We start from the raw sequence: 15,068 nt of genomic DNA, 5'->3' as shown, positions 1-15,068 counted from the left end.
CAGGGTGCCTCGCAGTCGTCCACGTGGGCCGAGGCGGCGGCCGGGTCAGGGCCGGAGCCTTCCCCGTGCTGCAAGATTCCGGCGCTTCGGTCCGTGAGGGGTGAGTGCCGTGGCCCAGACGATCGGGAGTGTGCTGCGCGCCCGGTTCGAGGAACTGGTGACGGAGTCGGTGAAGCTGGTGCACACGATGACCCGGTGCCAGTTCACGCTGGGCGATACGGCCCTGGATCTCGGGCCGCTGCGCGGCCACCGCGGTCACCAGCCCATCGGGGACGAGGACACGCTGAGCGTGGAGGCCTCTTTGCGGATCTTCGCTGAGGAGATAGGGCCGTCCTTCCACACGGTGGTTCCTGATCGGAGTGTGGCTGAAGTAGCAGCGGCCGGGTGGTGCACGCCTGACCGGGCGTCCGTCTGTGGGTCAGGGCTGCTGCAGGGCGTAGGCGATGCCGTCGTTCATGCTCATGTCCAGACCTGTACGGTAGGCGTCTTCGTAAGCGGCGTCTCCGGCGGTCTCGCGTGCTTGGCGTTCGCAGGCTTCGCGGGCGGCGACGAGATCGGGGAAGCCGATCTGGGAGCGGCCGATGGTGTTCCAGATCTGCTGGCCGATGCCGAGCAGCCGGGCCGCTCGCTCGCCCCGTCCGGTGGCGGCGGCCAGCGAGGCCAGCAGGTCGATGGCCATGGCGATGCCGAGGATGTCGTGGAGCAGGGCCTTGCCCTCCAGGGCCGTGCGGGCGTGCGTGGTGGCCTGGTCCAGTTGGCCGAGGCCGTGCGCCGCCAGCCCCTGTACGTAGTCGGCGTAGGCCCGGATCCACCGTTCGCCGCGCGTGACGCACTCCGCGTGCAGGACATCGGTTGCCGTGGCGGCGTCCGCGTATTTACCCAGGCTTGTGTGGGTGAAGGTGTGGCTCAGCCACGTCAGCAGGCGCGCCCCGAGGTACGCGCTGCCGTGATCCTGGGTGTATGGCACCGCCTCGAACACCGCGGCTGCCTGCGCGGGGTTTTCACCCTGCATGAAGTACGCGCCGTCGAGGAAGGCGGCGGCGATCAGCATGGCCGGGCTGCCCGCCGCCTCGGCGTCGGCCCGGAACTCCTTTAGCAGCCGTATGCTCGCGTCGCGGTCGCCCTGCTGCAGCATGATCGTGCCGCAGGCCCACAGTGCCTTGCTGCGGGGCGGACCCGGCTTCGGGCAGCGCCGCAGGGCGCGGTCGAGGTAGTGGCGGCCTTCGCGCTGGAAGCCGCAGGCGAGCCAGAAGAACCACAGCGCCCCGGCCATCTCCAGCGCGGTGTGTGCGTCCTCGCCCTCGCCCAGGCAGAAGTCCAGGGCGGCGCGGAAGTTGGCGTGGTCGGCGGACGTCCGCTCGTACCAGGCGATCTGCTCCGGCCCCATCCAGGCGGCCTCCGCCCGCAGCGCGAGCGCCCGGTAGTGAATGCGGTGGCGGCAGCGCATCTCGTCCTGCTCGCCCAGGTGACGTAGCCATCCGACGCCGTACTCGCGCAGGGTGTCCAGCATCCCGTAGCGCTCGCCGGCCACGGTGGGGTGCCAGGTCAGGATCGACTTCTGCGCCAGGGAGTCCAGCAGCCCGGTCACGCGGGGTTCCGGAAGATGCCGGTCGGCGCACACCGCGCGGGCCGCCTCGGCGTCGAAGGTCCCGGCGAACACCGACAGGCGTGCCCACAGGAGTCGTTCGGCCGGGCTGCACAGCTCGTGGCTCCAGCCGATCGCGGTCAGCAGGGCCTGGTGCCATGGCGGCTCGACCCCGTACACGACCTTGTCGGTCTCCCCCAGGATGGCGAACCGGTCGTCGAGACGCGCGGTCAGCTCCTGTACGGTCAATCCGCCCAGGCGGGCCGCGGCCAGTTCGATGGCGAGCGGAAGGCCCTCCAGGCGGCGGCTCAGTGCGACCAGTCCTGCCAGGTCGGCGTCTCCGCTCACAAGGCCGGGGACCTGGCGCGCGGCGCGCTCGGCCAGCAGCACCACCGCATCCGCCCTCGACGCGGCGGGGTCGTCGGGCTCCGGCACCGGCAACGGCTCGATGGTGAGCACCTGCTCGCCGACCATGTTCAGGGCGCGTCGGCTGGTGGCGAGGATCCGCAGGCCCGGCGCGGCCCGCAGCAGCGCCGGAATCATCAGCGTGCAGGCGTCGGTCAGATGCTCGCAGGTGTCCAGGACCAGGAGCAGCTCCCGGCCCGCCAGATAGCCGACCAGGACTTCGAGCATCGACCGCGTGGTCTGGTCCGCAAGGGGCAGCGTCTCGGCGATGGAGTGCGGCAGCAGTGCGCCCTGGCGCAGCGGCGACAGCTCCACCAGCCACGCCCCGTCCCGCAACGCGGGCTGCAGCCCGGCCGCGGCCTCCAGGGCCAGCCGGGTCTTGCCCACCCCGCCGACCCCCACGAGCGTCACCAGCCGAGGCCCCACCCCCGCCAACAGTCCCTGGATGTCTGCCAGTTCGCTACGACGGCCCACCATCGTGCTCTTCGCCACCGGCAGGTTTCCTGCCAGCCGCTGCTGACCGGCCACGATCGCTATTCCCCACCATCTTGCGTGACACGTCCACCATGCGAGAGGAGTCTCCCGCCCAGGAAGGCCCACAGTCTCCTCGCTCCGTGCCCGCGCCATGCGGGGATGGAGCTGAAGTGCCCTGTAAAGAGCCATGTACTGCCGGGAGTGGACCGCTGCAGTGCGGTGAATGCGCGAATGAGCGCGTCATGACGCGCGGACCGCCATGAGCACTCGACGAGGGCCTGCTTGAGCTCGCCAGTGACCTCGTGAGGGAGGGGAACGATCTGGGCGAAGCTCACGCCCAAGGGTGCGGACACAAGGATCTGCCGGGTCAGAAGCGGTGCTGGAGCCAGTAGAAGCCGACGCCGGCCGGGCCGTAGCAAAGGCCGCGCAGGAGGTGGAGGGCGGCGTAGCGGCGTCGGCGGCGCAGCCATCGGCGGATGCGGACGGTAGGGGTGGGCGGGGGTTTGTCGAGGGAGGCGATGGCCGTCTGTGCGGTCGCGGGCGTACGCCGCATCGCGGTGAGTCCTTTCTGGAGGGCTGTGCCGGGTTGCGGAGCCTGTCGGCGGTCGGTGGCCTGGAAACCGGAGACCGCCGGGGGCTCTTCGCCTTTTTCGGGCTGGTCAGGGCTGTTGGGCGAAGTGCTGCAGCCGGTCGGCGATTTCCCGTTCGGGCCTGCACACCAGGACGGGCTCGGCGTCGCCGCGGGAGGCGAGGCGTTCGACCTCGGCGGTGAGTCCGGCGCCCTGGGGCACCGGGGGGGGGGCGCACATGTAGACGGCGAACTGCCCCATGCCGATGACGAAGTCGATGTCGGGGCCGTCCAGGGCGTGCTGGAGTTCGTGGAGCCAGTGCTGGCCTTCGGCGGTCTCGCCGCGTCCGAGGTGGTGCAGGTGCAGGCAGTAGGCCGCGCCGCGGTGTCCGGCCTCGGCGGCGAGCTGCCACGGCGCGGCGCTGGTCGAGGAACCAGCGCACGAGGACCGAGAGCTTGTGGCCGGCCCTGGACACCGAGGACACGTCGGTGGCGGGCAGGACGTATCCGCCCTCCTCGGCCAGGCGGCGCAGGCCCGCGCCGACGTCGAACGGCCTGCGCTGGATCGCCGGCGCGCCGAAGCCGCCCGCCCGTGTAACGCCAGGGCCCTCTCCGTCCAAGAACAGTCGTACGCAGCATTGGTGCTGATCGATCAGGGTGTCGAGGAGAGTGATGGGGACCGAGAGCAGGAGCAGAGGCGGGCCGCCCGGGGGCGGGCTGCGGGATCCGCAGGCGTTCGAGGAGTTCTACCGGCGGCACGTGGACGCCGTGACGCGGTTCGTGGCACGGCGGGTGAGCGATCCGCACACCGTCGCGGATCTCACCGCCGATGTCTTTCTCGCGGTGGTCGACTCGGCCGATGGGTATCGGCCCGGGCGCGGCAGCGAGGCGGCCTGGCTGTTCGGCATAGGTCGTAACGTCGTCCGCGCCGAGTACCGGCGCAGTTCGCGGCAGGTCGGACTGGGCGCGCGGATCGCGGGGCGGCGGCTGCTCGACGACGACGACATCGCGCGGCTCGAGGAGAAGCTCGACGCCGAGCGGGGCGGACGGCGGGCCCTTGAGCTGCTCGCCGGTCTGCCCGAGAGCGAGCGCGCTGTGCTCGAACTCGTCGCCGTCGACCAGCTGACCGTCAGCGAGGCGGCGGCAGCCCTGGGTACCACCCAGGTCGCCGCCCGCGTACGGCTGCACCGCGCGCGCAGAAAGCTGCGCGGCGCCGAGGAACTCGCGGGCGAGCAGCAGGAGGTCCGGCAGGCCGGGCACCACAAGCCGGTCGTTTCGCGCACGCGCCAGGACGAACGCACAGGGCACGCCGAGCAGGCGCGGCAGGCCGAGTCACCTACCACCACGATCGCTTACGCAGGGGGAGAGTCATGAGCACCCAGACGTTCGAGGACCGGCTGCTGGAAGAACTGCAGCGCGAGGCGCGGCTGCAGAGCGCAGGGGCAGACTCGCGGCCCGCTGTGGTGCCGGTGCGCCGGCGGTTGGTGACGCCGGTGCGGGCCGGTGCGGTCCTGGCGGCCTGCGCGGCGGCGACCGTGACGGCGATCGTCGTGCCGGGGGGCGAAGGGGGTTCGTCGGCGTATGCCGTGGAGCGGCTTCCCGGTGGTCAGGTGCGTGTCACCGTCAACGATCTGACGCTCGACACCGGCGAGCAGGACGCGCTGGCCGACAAGCTGCGCGCGGCCGGGGTCCGGGTGTCGGTGGACGAGCTGCCCAAGGGCAAGGTCTGCGACATGCCGCGGGGCAAGATGATCGGCAACACCGTCATCAGCCTTCTCAATGCCGAGCGTCACGACAAGGGCGACGGCACCGGCGGGCGTAAGGAAACGAAGCCCGACCCGGCCGGGTTGCGCGAGGGCAAGCCCGGCGGACCGTACGCCAAGGTGTGGAAGCTGGTCTTCCATCGGGGCGACACCATGGTGATGGAGCGCGGCACCGGGTTCTACGCCGGCAACGACATGGCCTTCACGAGCTTCTACGGCATCCGGGGCAAGGCAGCACCCTGCGAGCCGGTCCCGAGCCCGCAGGGGAGCAACTGACGCAATCACCGCGCCGTTCCCGCCCGGTCCTGCACCGGGCGGGAGTGGCGCGGCCCTCTGCGGGACGGGCGGGGATCTTCCAGCCCGAATCCGTTCGGACCCGCCCGGACGCGTCGTTCGGACCCGCCCGGACCCGTGAGGGGCCGCACACCGGGTCGGCCGGTCGGCAGCGGGGGGCGACCGATGCCCAGCCCTCGGGGCTGCGGGGCAGGAGCTGCTCGATGCAGGGGACTGGTGCTGGACGTGCCCGTCACGCGTGGCGAGCACCATAAGGCTCAGAACCAGCGCGCACAACAGACGACCGAGGAGTCCGCCCGGGACCTGTTGCCCGGCCGCCAGGGGAGCCCGGTGGCGCCGGGTGTGAGGGCGATCGACCGCACCCTGGAGTTCCTCGACCTCGTGGGGGCCTGTCACAAGTTCGTGGCCTCCACCAGCCGTTTGGTGCCGCTGGTTCGTGACCGTGACCTCTCGCCGGACGCGCACGAGGTGATCGAGCACAACCTGGTTCGGGTGTGCGCCGCGTGTGACTGGGTGGAGCACGCGGTCTCCAGGGGGAGACGGACATGGACGAGGAGCGGGCCCGGCTGCTGCGGGGCGAGTAGCCATGGCGGTGTCACGGCGCCGCGGTGATGCGGCCCGGCGGCATGCCGAATGCCTGTGCCACATCCTGCTCGAAGCCCGCCCCGCGGGCCTGCGCTTCCCCCAGCTGCTGGCCGCGTGCGAGCTCGCTCCTGCCCAGGCCCGTGCCGGGCTGGCCATGCTGCGTGATGTCATCGCCGAGCGCGGCTGGCCGCCGCTGGTCGTCACCCGCCAGGACGGCCATATGTTCACGGTCGATCCTGATGAGCTGGCGGTGTATGAGGTGACGAAGGTCCGCGAGAAGCTCACCGCGATCCGCCGCCTGATCACCGGAACCATCACCCCGCACACGGTGCTGGCTCCGGACGACACGCGAGTGCGGCATCTGGTCGTGCAGCTGAACTCCGCCGAGTCCACCCTCGGCCTGATGGCCTGAAAGCCGGGGACACCGATGCGGACACGCCGCTCCCCCTCGGACACCACCGACGCGGAATGGGCCGTGATCGAGGGCCTGTTGCCGCAGCGCGGCGTGGTCCACGCCGCGCGGCGGCCGACCGGAGGCCCAGCCGCGCCGCGAGATCGTCGACGCCCTGCGCTATGTGTGCTTCGAAGGCTGCCGCTGGCGCTCCCTGCCCGTCGACCTCCCGCCCCACACCACCGTGTACGGTTTCTTCCGCCGGTGGGCCAAGCGCGGCGTCCTGGACCAGCTCCGGGACCAACTGCGGCGCCGGGTACGCCGCGCGCTGGGCGCCTCACCGCACGCGGTGGCCACGGTCATCGACAGCCAGTCCGTCAAGGCCGCCGAAACCGTCACCCGGACCTCGCGCGGCTTCGATGCGGTCAAACGCACCAACGGCCGCACACGACACGCGGTGGCCGACCTGCACGGACTGCCGCTGCTGGTCACCGTCACCCCCGCCGACACACACGACGCGAACGCCGCCCGTACCGTCCTTGCCCGCTGCGCCGCGCGCACCCGCAGATCACCGTCGTGCGGGCGGGCACCGCCTACGCCGGAACCCTCATCACCTGGGCAAAATCACACCTGAACCTGACCGTCAAGACCGTCAGCCGTCCCCGGGACGCGACCTGCTTCGTCCTGCTGCCGCGGCGATGGATCGCCGAGCGCTCCCGGGCGTGGATCATGCACGCCCGCCGCGTGGTCCGCGACTACGAACGCCTGCCCGCACACGCCGAAGCGATGCTCACCCTCGCCGCCACCACCCTCATGACCCGCCGCCTGGCCCGCAGACCGGTGTGGCCCGATGTCGCGCTCACGCATCCGGCCACCGCCGTCCGGGCCGCCTGACAAGCCTCCTGCCCGTGCTAGCCAGCAAGATCGTTCCTTACCGCTAGCCGCTGCCTGATTGATCTCCGAGGCACACGCTAGTGGCCGCTTCACCACCAACGCAGATCGACTCCACACGAGGCTGTCTTGATCCAGCCATCTCCCAGGCGGCGTCGCCGTGCCACCGGTTGCAATCGGTGAACAGCACTGGCATGTCAACGTCAGCAGCAAGTTCTGAGGCTCATGGAGAGTGAGCTTCCGAAGGACTGACCTGCGCGCAGGCACCAGTGAGTGTCTGTTTCTCGCCTGCACGGCATGCAGGTGAGAAACAGGCACTCGAGGTCTTCGTACCGGACATCATCATCCTCGGGATGCAGGCACTGGAGCCCGGGGCACTCCGGCAAGCGCGACGCGTGCCGCTGGAACAGCTTTTACGCGGTGGAGCTACTGAGGGAAGTGAGCGGCTTCTCCCAGCGGAGCAGCTTCTCGCACGTCCGATCTGCCGCGGAGAGGAGCACTGGGATCTGCGGCAGGTACTGCCCGAGGTCAATCTTGTCCATGAGCTCATCCCGCAGCTCCAGGAGCTGTTCCCGGTACGGCTTGAGGGGCGTCGGGAGAGTGCCGTCGAAGCGCGGGAAGGGAAAGCGGCTGAGGAGCTTCTCGCAGTTCGAAGGCAGTGGGACCGGCAGGTTCAAGCCGCCGAAGTCGCTGGTGACGGGAGGACGGGGGTCGGCGCGGGGGGCGGCATGCGCAGGCACGGCGGCGAGGGCGGTGCCGCTGGTGAGCAGCACCGTGGTGAGAAGCGCGAGCGCGGTACGCGGGATCTTCATGGGGTGCTCCGCAAGTTGTCGGTCGGCCCGGGAGAGCCGGACCGGAATTCGGCCGGTCGGGGCTGCAGCTTTCCCAGGCAAGCACGGGCGGACTTTGCCTGCTGTGTTAGTGAGGGCCGTCCGAGGGCAGCTGGTGGTCCTGGCAGCGGGGAGAAACGTCCGGATGCCGCCCGGCAGGGGTGTCACGCCCGGGTTGCCGGGCCCGCCGTACGGCTGCGAGCCGGGCTGGAGAACTCGTACGATGCGGCAGACCCTGATGGCTTCTGGCTCCAACCGCTGATCAGCAGGGACTTCGAGTTCCGCGTTGCCGCGCGGACTCACCGAAGGCCGACACCGCCCTGGGGTGGTGTCGGCCTTCGTGCTGCCTGTGCTACTCGGTGGCGCAGGCCCGCGTGGAGGCCCGGCAGCAACTGATGCCGGGTGGCACCTCGCTCGTCACCGTGGCGGTCGACGCCATGGGGCCGCGCCGCCGTGGAGCAGCTCTACGACCTGACTTGGCGCGCCGTGCTCTGCGTTGGCGAGGTGCCCGTCGCTCGCTGATGACGTACGGACGCCGGCAGGAGGCCGGGATGAGCGAGACGACTACGCCCGGCGAACAGCCTGAGCGGCCCGCCGGTGCCGGAACGTGCCACCGGGCTCAGCCCAGGACCGCGCCGAGGGCCAAGAACCCGGTGACGGCCACCAACAGGACGCCCATCAGGGGAGCCATGAAGCGCAGGTACTGGTCGTAGCGGACCTCGGCGAGGGCGAGACCGCCCATGACGACGGCCGACGTGGGCGTGACGAGGTTCACCCAGCCGGAGGCCGACTGGTACGCGGTCACCACCAGGGACCGGCTCACTCCCGCGAAGTCCGCCAGCGGAGCCAGGATGGGCATGGCGAGGGCCGCATGGCCGGAGGAGGACGGGACAAAGAAGGCCAACGGGAGGTTCACGAGGAGCATCAGGACGGCGAACACACCGGAAGAGGTGCCGGCCACCGCGCTCTGGAGGGCGTCGAGGATGGTGTCGGTGACACTGGCGTTGTTCATGATCACCGTGACGCCCCGGGCCAGCATGACGATCATCGCCGCTCCGATGAAGTCTCCGGCACCGGCAGTGACGGCGCTGGTCGTCCCCTTCTCGCCCAGGCCGCCGACCAGCCCGACGACGACCGCCGCGACGATGAACAGGGCGGCGAGTTCGGGGAAGTACCACCCCAGTGTGGGCAGGAAGGTGAGGTGCAGGTCGGACCAGGGGACCACGGCGAAGATCATGAAGAGGAAGGTGGCCGCGAAGAGGTACAGGCAGGTCTGCTGGCGGCGCGTGAGTCCGGCCGCCGCGCTGCCCTCGCTCGTGATGCGGCGGTCGTCCTCGGTGAGGGGCGTCAGCGAGCGCGAGGGGTCTTCAGCGACCCGGTGGGCGTAGCGCACGACGTAGGCCGCCGCCAGCGCGGTCAGGCAGACCCACATCACCAGCCGCAGGACGATGCCCTCGCCCGTGCCGATGCCGGCGCTGTCGGACGCCACTCCGGTGGCGAAGGGGTTGACCGTCGAGGCGAGGGTGCCGACCCCGGCGCCCACCATGATGACGGTTGCGGCGACCATGCGGTCGTACCCGAGGCTCAGTACCAGGGGGGTCATAAGCCCGTAGAAGCCCAGGGTCTCCTCGGCCATGCCGTAGGTGGTCCCGCCGAGGGAGAACACCGTCAGGAGGGCGACGAGGAGCAGGGTCCTGTGGTGCCGGAGGCGCTGGGCGAGCCGGGCCACTCCGGCGGTGAGGGCGCCGGTGCGCATCGCCACGGTGATGAAGGCGCCCACGGCCAGAATGAAGAGGAACACCCCGGCGGCACCCGCGAAGGAGCCGGCGCCCCCGGGAGCGGTAAGCCCGGTCTGGTCGTCCGTGACGCCGTACAGACCGTTGACCGGCGAGAGGAACAAATCCTTCAGCCGGTCCCAGAAACCGGTCCCCGTCTCCACCGAGTGATACGTGCCGGGGACGGGGCTGCCGTCCTTCACGTCGTAGCGGCCGGCGGGGATCACGAAGGTCAGGACCCAGACAGCGACGGTGACGGCGGCCAGAACGGTGAAGGCGGATGGCAACCGGAACCGCCGCCCGGGGCCCTCGGGTAGGTCGGGGGCATCCGCCCCGGTCGGCTGCGGCTGTACGGGGGCGCCGCTGCCGGTCATGTCAGGTCCTGTGGTCCGTTGCGGCCGATGTCGCGGCCGCTGGGGGTGACGACGGTGCCGACCGCGCCGTCGAGGACGGCCTGGGCGTCCTCCAGGGCGCCGATGGCCGCCATGCCGCCGGTGAGCTCGACGAACCGGCACACGGCGTCGACTTTGGGCCCCATGGACCCGGCGGGGAACCGCTGGGCTCTCAGGGCCGCGGGCGTGGTCCGTCCGATGGGCCGGGCGTCGGGGGCCCCGTAGTCGAGGGAGACGTGAGGGACGTCCGTGAGCAGCAGGAGCGCATCGGCGTCGAGCGCATCGGCCAGCAGGGCGGCTGTGAGGTCCTTGTCCACCACGGCTTCGACGCCGGTCAGTCGTCCTTCCTCGTCACGGATGACCGGCACGCCACCGCCGCCGGCGCACACGGCCACCGCACCGGAGTTCAGCAGCAGCCGGATCAGCCGGGTCTCCACTACCCGCTGCGGACGAGGGGAGGGCACGACGCGGCGCCAATGGGTGCCGTCCTGTTTGACGGCCCAGCCCCGTTCGGTGGCCAGCCGCTCGGCCTCGGCCCGGTCGTAGACCGGACCCACGAACTTGGCCGGGTCGGCGAAGGCAGGATCGGCCGCGGAGACGAGCGTCTGGTTCAGCAGGGCGCAGACCTGGCGGTCGGGCAGGGCGTTCTGAAGGGACTGGAGCAGCCAGTAGCCGACCATGCCCTGTGTCTCCGCGCCGAGGACGTCGAAGGGGTAGGGGCTGCTGAGCGAGCGGTCGGCGGCGCTCTGCAGGGCGAGCACGCCGACCTGGGGGCCGTTCCCGTGGGTGATGACCAGCTCGTGTCGGCGGGCGAGGGGAGCCAGCGCGTCCACGGCTGCGCGGACGTTCTTCAGTTGCACGGCGGCGTCCGGCCGCTCCTCGCGGCGGAGGAGGGCGTTGCCGCCCAGTGCGACGACTACACGCATGAGGTGATCTCCAGTGGTGGCAGGGGGCGTTCAGCCGCTGAGGGTGGCGACGAGGACCGCCTTGATGGTGTGGAGCCGGTTCTCGGCCTGGTCGAACACGATGGAGTGCGAGGACTCGAAGACCTCGTCGGTGACTTCCAGCGCGGTCAGGCCGGTCCGGGCCGCGATCCTGGCGCCCACACTGGTGTCGCTGTTGTGGAAGGCAGGCAGGCAGTGCATGAACTTGACCCTGGGACTACCCGTCATCTGCAGGGTCTTGTCGGTCACCTGGTACGGCTTGAGCAGGGTGATGCGCTCGTCCCACTTCTCCGGCGGCTCGCCCATGGACAGCCATACGTCGGTGTACAGGAAGTCGACGCCCGCCACTCCTTCGGCCACGTCCTCGGTCAACGTGATCCGCGCGCCGCTGACGGCCGCCGCCCGCCGCGCCTCGTCGACGACCTCGGGGGCGTTATGCAGGGAGCGCGGGCCGACCATGCGTACGTCCATGCCGAGCATCGCCGCGGTGACGAGCAGCGAGTTGCCGACGTTGTTCCTGGCGTCCCCCAGGTAGGCGAAGGACACCTGGTTCAGGGGCTGGTCGGTGTGCTCCCACATGGTCAGCACGTCGGCGAGCGACTGCGTGGGGTGCCACTGGTCGGTCAGGCCGTTCCAGACCGGAACGCCGGCGTGCCGGGCCAACTCCTCTACCAGGCGCTGGTCGCTGCCCCGGTACTCTATGCCGTCGTAGTACCGGCCCAGGACGCGGGCGGTGTCCTTGATGGACTCCTTGTGGCCGAGCTGCGAGCCGGCCGGGTCGAGGTAGGTGACGTGCGCGCCTTGCTGGTGAGCGGCCACCTCGAAGGCGCACCGGGTCCTGGTCGAGGTCTTCTCGAAGATGACAGCGATGTTCTTGCCGCGCAGCCGCTGCTCCTCCCGGCCCTCGCGGCGGGCCGTCTTGAGGGAGGCAGAGAGTTCGAGCAGGTGGTGGAGTTCCTCCGAGGTGAAGTCGAGTTCCTTCAAGAAGGGGCGGTGACGCAGGCCGACGGACATGGTGAGGCTCCTGGTGTGTACAGGGGGCGGGGGGACAGTGGGGCGGGCGCTCAGGCGGCGTCGCGCTCGATGGGGCAGCTCATGCAGCGCGGGCCGCCGCGGCCACGGCCGAGTTCGCTGCCCCGCACGGTGATGACCTCGATCCCGCTCTTGCGCAGGTAGGTGTTGGTGGTCACGTTGCGCTCGTAGGCGACGACCACGCCGGGCTCGACGGCCAGGACGTTGCAGCCGTCGTCCCACTGCTCGCGCTCGGCAGACCGGACGTCCTGGCTGGGCGTGAGCACGTTGATGGACGGCAGCCCCAGGGCGTCGGCGATGGCCTGCTCCATGTGGTCGGGCACGTGATCGGTGACCTTCAGACCGTGCCCTCCGTCGCCGGGCTCGATCGTGCAGGAGGACAGCGCGCCGAGCCCGGCGTAGCGGGTGAAGGTGTCACCGCTGACCATGGTCATGACGGTGTCGAGGTGCATGAAGCTGCGGCTCTTGGGGAGGTTGACGGCCACGATGCGGCGGGCGGAACTCTCCGCGAACATCCGCAGGGCGAGGTTCTCCACGGCTTGCGGAGTGGTGCGCTCGCTCATGCCGATGAGGACGGCGCCGTTGCCGATGACCAGGACGTCGCCGCCCTCGATGGTGGCGGGGTAGGCCTCCTGCCCATCGGTCCACCGGCTGAACTCCCCCTTCTCGAAAAGGGGGTGGTGCCGGTATATGGCTTCGAAGTGCACCGTCTCCCGTCGTCGGGCGCGCTTCTTCATCGGGTTGACGCTCACGCCGTCGTACACCCAGCATGACGTGTCACGGGTGAAGAGGTGGTTGGGCAGGGGGGCGAGGAGGAAGTCGTCGGGCGCCATGGCGTGCAGTCGGACGCTCGGCATGGACGTCACGCGGTCGAGCAGCTCGCCCTTCGTGACGCCGCCGATGAGACAGGCAGCCAGAGCCGCGGGCTCCAGCGAGTCGAAGTACGCGCGCAGCCGATCTGTGCCGAGGACGCCGAACTCGCGCTCGTCGAAGACCCTGTCCAGGACGAGCTGTCGCGCGTCGACGGCGGACAGCGTCTCGGTGAGCAGGTCCGCCAACAGATGCACGCGGACGCCGCGGTCGCGCAGGACATCGGCGAAGGCGTCGTGCTCTTCGCGGGCACGCTTGACCCACAACACGTCGTCGAAGAGGAGCGCGTCCTTGTTGGTGGGCGTGAGGCGCTTCAGTTCCAGGTCGGGCCGGTGGAGGATGACCTGCTTCAGCTTGCCGGTCTCGGATGCGACGTGAAAGGGCATGGAGGTCTCCGAAGATGGGTGCGGAGTGCGCGGAAGGCGCCGTGAGGGGCACGACTCGGGAAGTCCGGCCGGACCGAGGTTCCTTGGGAACACTTGAACTCTGTCACTCGCGCACCCTTCCGCCCCGTCCTCAACAGGCCCTGGGCGAGGGCCGTTTGGGCCCCGCTGAGCGGACCCGTTCGGAGGGAACCCCAGGGACCTTCGGTCCGGGATGTGTGCCACGGCAAGGGCGGCACCACCCGCCAGGCGTACCGCGACGGGATGGGGGGACGAAGTGCATCGACGCCGTCGTCGCCCCGCTCTTGGCCGAGGGCCACTGGCTTCCCGCCTACGGCGCGCCTTCGAACCCGGGCCGGGAGTGGTGGCGCGAGCACCGCACCATCGCCCCCGACAAGTCCAGCACCTTCGCCGTCTCCGAACTGATGATCCGCCCCAAGTGGCGCAGGACCGGCATCTCAGAGAAGCTCCACGAGGCCCTCCTCGACGGCCGCGACGAGCACCTGGCCGTCCTCTTGGTCGACACGGCACACCCCCGGGTCCAGGCCCTCTACGAGCGATGGGGGTACGTGAAGGTCGGAGAGCGCCGTCCCTTCCCCGACTCCCCGCTCTACGCCACCATGCTGCGCTCTCTCCGTTAGACAGAGCGGACGGCTGGCGTCGAGTCGTGACCAGCCATCACCAGGGACGGCGGCAACCCGGGACGCGGTCTCCTCAGCGTCGCCGGGAACCAACCAATCGGTACCCGGCAGCCGTTCCCTGACTCCCCCGTCATGACCGCCATGACGCGCCCTCTCCATTCCTGAACGATCGTCCAGCACGTGATAGGTGCCAGATCCTGGACAGCGTCTGGGCGGAGCCCGAAGGGGCGGCGACATCGCGGATGGCTGATCGGCCACTCGGTTGCTTCCTCGACGCTGCGCCGTGTGCCGGTCGCCTTGTCGGGGTCCTGCTGGGAGGTCCAGCCGCAGTCGCCGCCGTCGAAGACCTCGATCTGGCGCACGCCGGCCTGACGCGCGCGGTTGAGGGTTCCGGCGTTGTAGGCAACGGCGGACTTCGTCAGCGTCGCGGCCTGCGCCCACACCCGGACCGGGACGCGGGCGCCGTTGCGGTAGACGACGTGGGTCAGGGCGTACTGCTCGGGGAGCTTGTCCGCGAGGTTCTTCGCGGCCTGCTTGCCGGTCATGTTGCCCGCGGCGAGCAGCGGCACTTCCTCCCGGGCGGCCTTGCGGACGGCCCGGTAGACCTGGTGGGCCATGCGCTCGGCTTCCTGGGAGCGGCGCAGGAAGTCGGCGTAGGAGTCGGCGGCGAGCGACTGAAGCGCATCACGGTGAAACGTCGTCCACGTGAACGTCGTCCCCAGGGCTTCGGCGGCCGCGCGGGCGCCTTCCTCGTACAGGTGGGGGAGCTGGCGGCTTACGAACTGGCGCGCCTCGTCGTCCGCCCGGCGCCGGAACATGTGGATCGCCTCCTTGAACTCCTCCAGGGCCGCGGCGACGTGGGCTCGGCGGGGAGGCACGGGTGAGCTGGTGGAGGACAGCTCGCTGCTGGGCGTCGAGCCGTGCCCAGGCGTCGTCGAGGACGGCGGCGGCCCGGCGCGCGATCTCCTCGGGGTCGCCGGGAACCAGCGGCGGCCACTCATGCGGCATTGCGGCTACCGGGTTCTGCGCATGGACTGGAGGGGGGTGACCAGATGCGTAATGGCGCTGACGGGTGCAGGCGCAGTTCTTGAAGAAGCTGCCCATGCCGCGGACGAGCTGAGTCGCCAAGTGCACGTCTCCTGAATCAGGCTGGGAGTTTGCTGACCGAGGTTCTCTCAGCATGGTCCTGGCCTGCGGCCGCACCGAACTACGAGACGTTGATGAGCATCTGCGTGGGTACCTCCT

14 protein-coding genes and 1 pseudogene are annotated in these 15,068 nt (G+C 70.3%); 6 read left to right on the top strand and 9 right to left on the bottom strand.

Annotated elements, in window-relative coordinates; genetic code table 11:
• Window positions 1-418 precede the first annotated feature (418 nt).
• The 3 genes from AC5WAM_RS04045 to AC5WAM_RS04035 form a co-directional block, all read right to left on the bottom strand.
• The gene (locus tag AC5WAM_RS04045; RefSeq protein ID WP_495521598.1) at window positions 419-2,518 is read right to left on the bottom strand and encodes an ATP-binding protein; all 2,100 of its coding nucleotides are present in this window, start codon (window positions 2,516-2,518) and stop codon (window positions 419-421) included.
• A 313-nt stretch (window positions 2,519-2,831) separates the two neighbouring features.
• A complete protein-coding gene (locus tag AC5WAM_RS04040; RefSeq protein ID WP_495521597.1) occupies window positions 2,832-3,017 on the bottom strand; it encodes a hypothetical protein in 186 nt (61 codons plus the stop codon).
• 106 nt (window positions 3,018-3,123) lie between these two features.
• On the bottom strand, window positions 3,124-3,294 hold the full coding sequence (locus tag AC5WAM_RS04035) for a hypothetical protein (RefSeq protein WP_495521596.1): 171 nt from the start codon (window positions 3,292-3,294) through the stop codon (window positions 3,124-3,126).
• Window positions 3,295-3,704: 410 nt separating this feature from the next.
• On the opposite strand from AC5WAM_RS04035, the gene AC5WAM_RS04030 reads away from it, so the two are divergent.
• The 5 genes and pseudogenes from AC5WAM_RS04030 to AC5WAM_RS04010 all read left to right on the top strand — a co-directional run.
• Window positions 3,705-4,406, top strand: a complete 702-nt coding sequence (locus AC5WAM_RS04030; protein ID WP_495521595.1) for an RNA polymerase sigma factor — start codon at window positions 3,705-3,707, stop codon at window positions 4,404-4,406.
• The gene (locus AC5WAM_RS04025) at window positions 4,403-5,071 is read left to right on the top strand and encodes a hypothetical protein (protein ID WP_495521594.1); all 669 of its coding nucleotides are present in this window, start codon (window positions 4,403-4,405) and stop codon (window positions 5,069-5,071) included. The genes AC5WAM_RS04030 and AC5WAM_RS04025 overlap by 4 nt, the downstream gene beginning before the upstream one ends.
• A 183-nt stretch (window positions 5,072-5,254) precedes the next feature.
• Window positions 5,255-5,701: a DUF6192 family protein gene (locus AC5WAM_RS04020; protein WP_495521593.1), complete on the top strand. Its 447-nt coding sequence runs from the start codon at window positions 5,255-5,257 to the stop codon at window positions 5,699-5,701.
• A complete protein-coding gene (locus AC5WAM_RS04015) occupies window positions 5,676-6,086 on the top strand; it encodes a RacP protein (protein ID WP_495521592.1) in 411 nt (136 codons plus the stop codon). The genes AC5WAM_RS04020 and AC5WAM_RS04015 overlap by 26 nt, the downstream gene beginning before the upstream one ends.
• Before the next feature lie 15 nt (window positions 6,087-6,101).
• Window positions 6,102-6,899 (top strand): annotated as a pseudogene (locus AC5WAM_RS04010) (IS5 family transposase); the annotation flags it as partial.
• A 470-nt stretch (window positions 6,900-7,369) separates the two neighbouring features.
• Here AC5WAM_RS04010 and AC5WAM_RS04005 read toward each other — a convergent pair.
• From AC5WAM_RS04005 to AC5WAM_RS03985, 5 genes are all read right to left on the bottom strand, one after another.
• On the bottom strand, window positions 7,370-7,768 hold the full coding sequence (locus AC5WAM_RS04005; RefSeq protein WP_495521591.1) for a hypothetical protein: 399 nt from the start codon (window positions 7,766-7,768) through the stop codon (window positions 7,370-7,372).
• A gap of 637 nt (window positions 7,769-8,405) precedes the next feature.
• Window positions 8,406-9,935: a YfcC family protein gene (locus AC5WAM_RS04000; protein ID WP_495521590.1), complete on the bottom strand. Its 1,530-nt coding sequence runs from the start codon at window positions 9,933-9,935 to the stop codon at window positions 8,406-8,408.
• Window positions 9,932-10,879, bottom strand: coding sequence for a carbamate kinase (arcC, locus tag AC5WAM_RS03995; protein WP_495521589.1), 948 nt, complete (start codon window positions 10,877-10,879; stop codon window positions 9,932-9,934). Before arcC ends, AC5WAM_RS04000 begins: the two co-directional genes overlap by 4 nt.
• 30 nt (window positions 10,880-10,909) lie before the next feature.
• Entirely contained in the window at window positions 10,910-11,911 is a 1,002-nt protein-coding gene (gene argF, locus AC5WAM_RS03990) for an ornithine carbamoyltransferase (RefSeq protein WP_495521588.1), read from the bottom strand.
• Window positions 11,912-11,961: 50 nt separating this feature from the next.
• On the bottom strand, window positions 11,962-13,185 hold the full coding sequence (locus tag AC5WAM_RS03985; protein WP_495521587.1) for an arginine deiminase: 1,224 nt from the start codon (window positions 13,183-13,185) through the stop codon (window positions 11,962-11,964).
• A gap of 302 nt (window positions 13,186-13,487) precedes the next feature.
• On the opposite strand from AC5WAM_RS03985, the gene AC5WAM_RS03980 reads away from it, so the two are divergent.
• Window positions 13,488-13,823, top strand: a complete 336-nt coding sequence (locus tag AC5WAM_RS03980) for a GNAT family N-acetyltransferase (RefSeq protein WP_495521586.1) — start codon at window positions 13,488-13,490, stop codon at window positions 13,821-13,823.
• Here AC5WAM_RS03980 and AC5WAM_RS03975 read toward each other — a convergent pair.
• Window positions 13,820-14,641: a hypothetical protein gene (locus AC5WAM_RS03975; RefSeq protein WP_495521585.1), complete on the bottom strand. Its 822-nt coding sequence runs from the start codon at window positions 14,639-14,641 to the stop codon at window positions 13,820-13,822. The two genes, AC5WAM_RS03980 and AC5WAM_RS03975, sit on opposite strands and share 4 nt — an antisense overlap.
• Between the last annotated feature and the right edge of the window lie 427 nt (window positions 14,642-15,068).

The sequence above is a fragment of the Streptomyces sp. JLYT201 genome (assembly GCF_059448825.1).
Note: the sequence above shows the minus strand (reverse complement) of the source record. Positions and strands in the feature narration are given on the sequence as shown.

Coding starts and splice junctions, on each gene's coding strand:
- AC5WAM_RS04040 (WP_495521597.1), bottom strand. CDS start 3,017: ATGCGGCGTACGCCCGCGACCGCACAGACGGCCATCGCCTCCCTCGAC.
- AC5WAM_RS04035 (WP_495521596.1), bottom strand. CDS start 3,294: ATGGGGCAGTTCGCCGTCTACATGTGCGCCCCCCCCCCGGTGCCCCAG.
- AC5WAM_RS04030 (WP_495521595.1), top strand. CDS start 3,705: ATGGGGACCGAGAGCAGGAGCAGAGGCGGGCCGCCCGGGGGCGGGCTG.
- AC5WAM_RS04025 (WP_495521594.1), top strand. CDS start 4,403: ATGAGCACCCAGACGTTCGAGGACCGGCTGCTGGAAGAACTGCAGCGC.
- AC5WAM_RS04020 (WP_495521593.1), top strand. CDS start 5,255: ATGCCCAGCCCTCGGGGCTGCGGGGCAGGAGCTGCTCGATGCAGGGGA.
- AC5WAM_RS04015 (WP_495521592.1), top strand. CDS start 5,676: ATGGCGGTGTCACGGCGCCGCGGTGATGCGGCCCGGCGGCATGCCGAA.
- AC5WAM_RS04005 (WP_495521591.1), bottom strand. CDS start 7,768: ATGAAGATCCCGCGTACCGCGCTCGCGCTTCTCACCACGGTGCTGCTC.
- AC5WAM_RS04000 (WP_495521590.1), bottom strand. CDS start 9,935: ATGACCGGCAGCGGCGCCCCCGTACAGCCGCAGCCGACCGGGGCGGAT.
- arcC (WP_495521589.1), bottom strand. CDS start 10,879: ATGCGTGTAGTCGTCGCACTGGGCGGCAACGCCCTCCTCCGCCGCGAG.
- argF (WP_495521588.1), bottom strand. CDS start 11,911: ATGTCCGTCGGCCTGCGTCACCGCCCCTTCTTGAAGGAACTCGACTTC.
- AC5WAM_RS03985 (WP_495521587.1), bottom strand. CDS start 13,185: ATGCCCTTTCACGTCGCATCCGAGACCGGCAAGCTGAAGCAGGTCATC.
- AC5WAM_RS03975 (WP_495521585.1), bottom strand. CDS start 14,641: ATGTTCCGGCGCCGGGCGGACGACGAGGCGCGCCAGTTCGTAAGCCGC.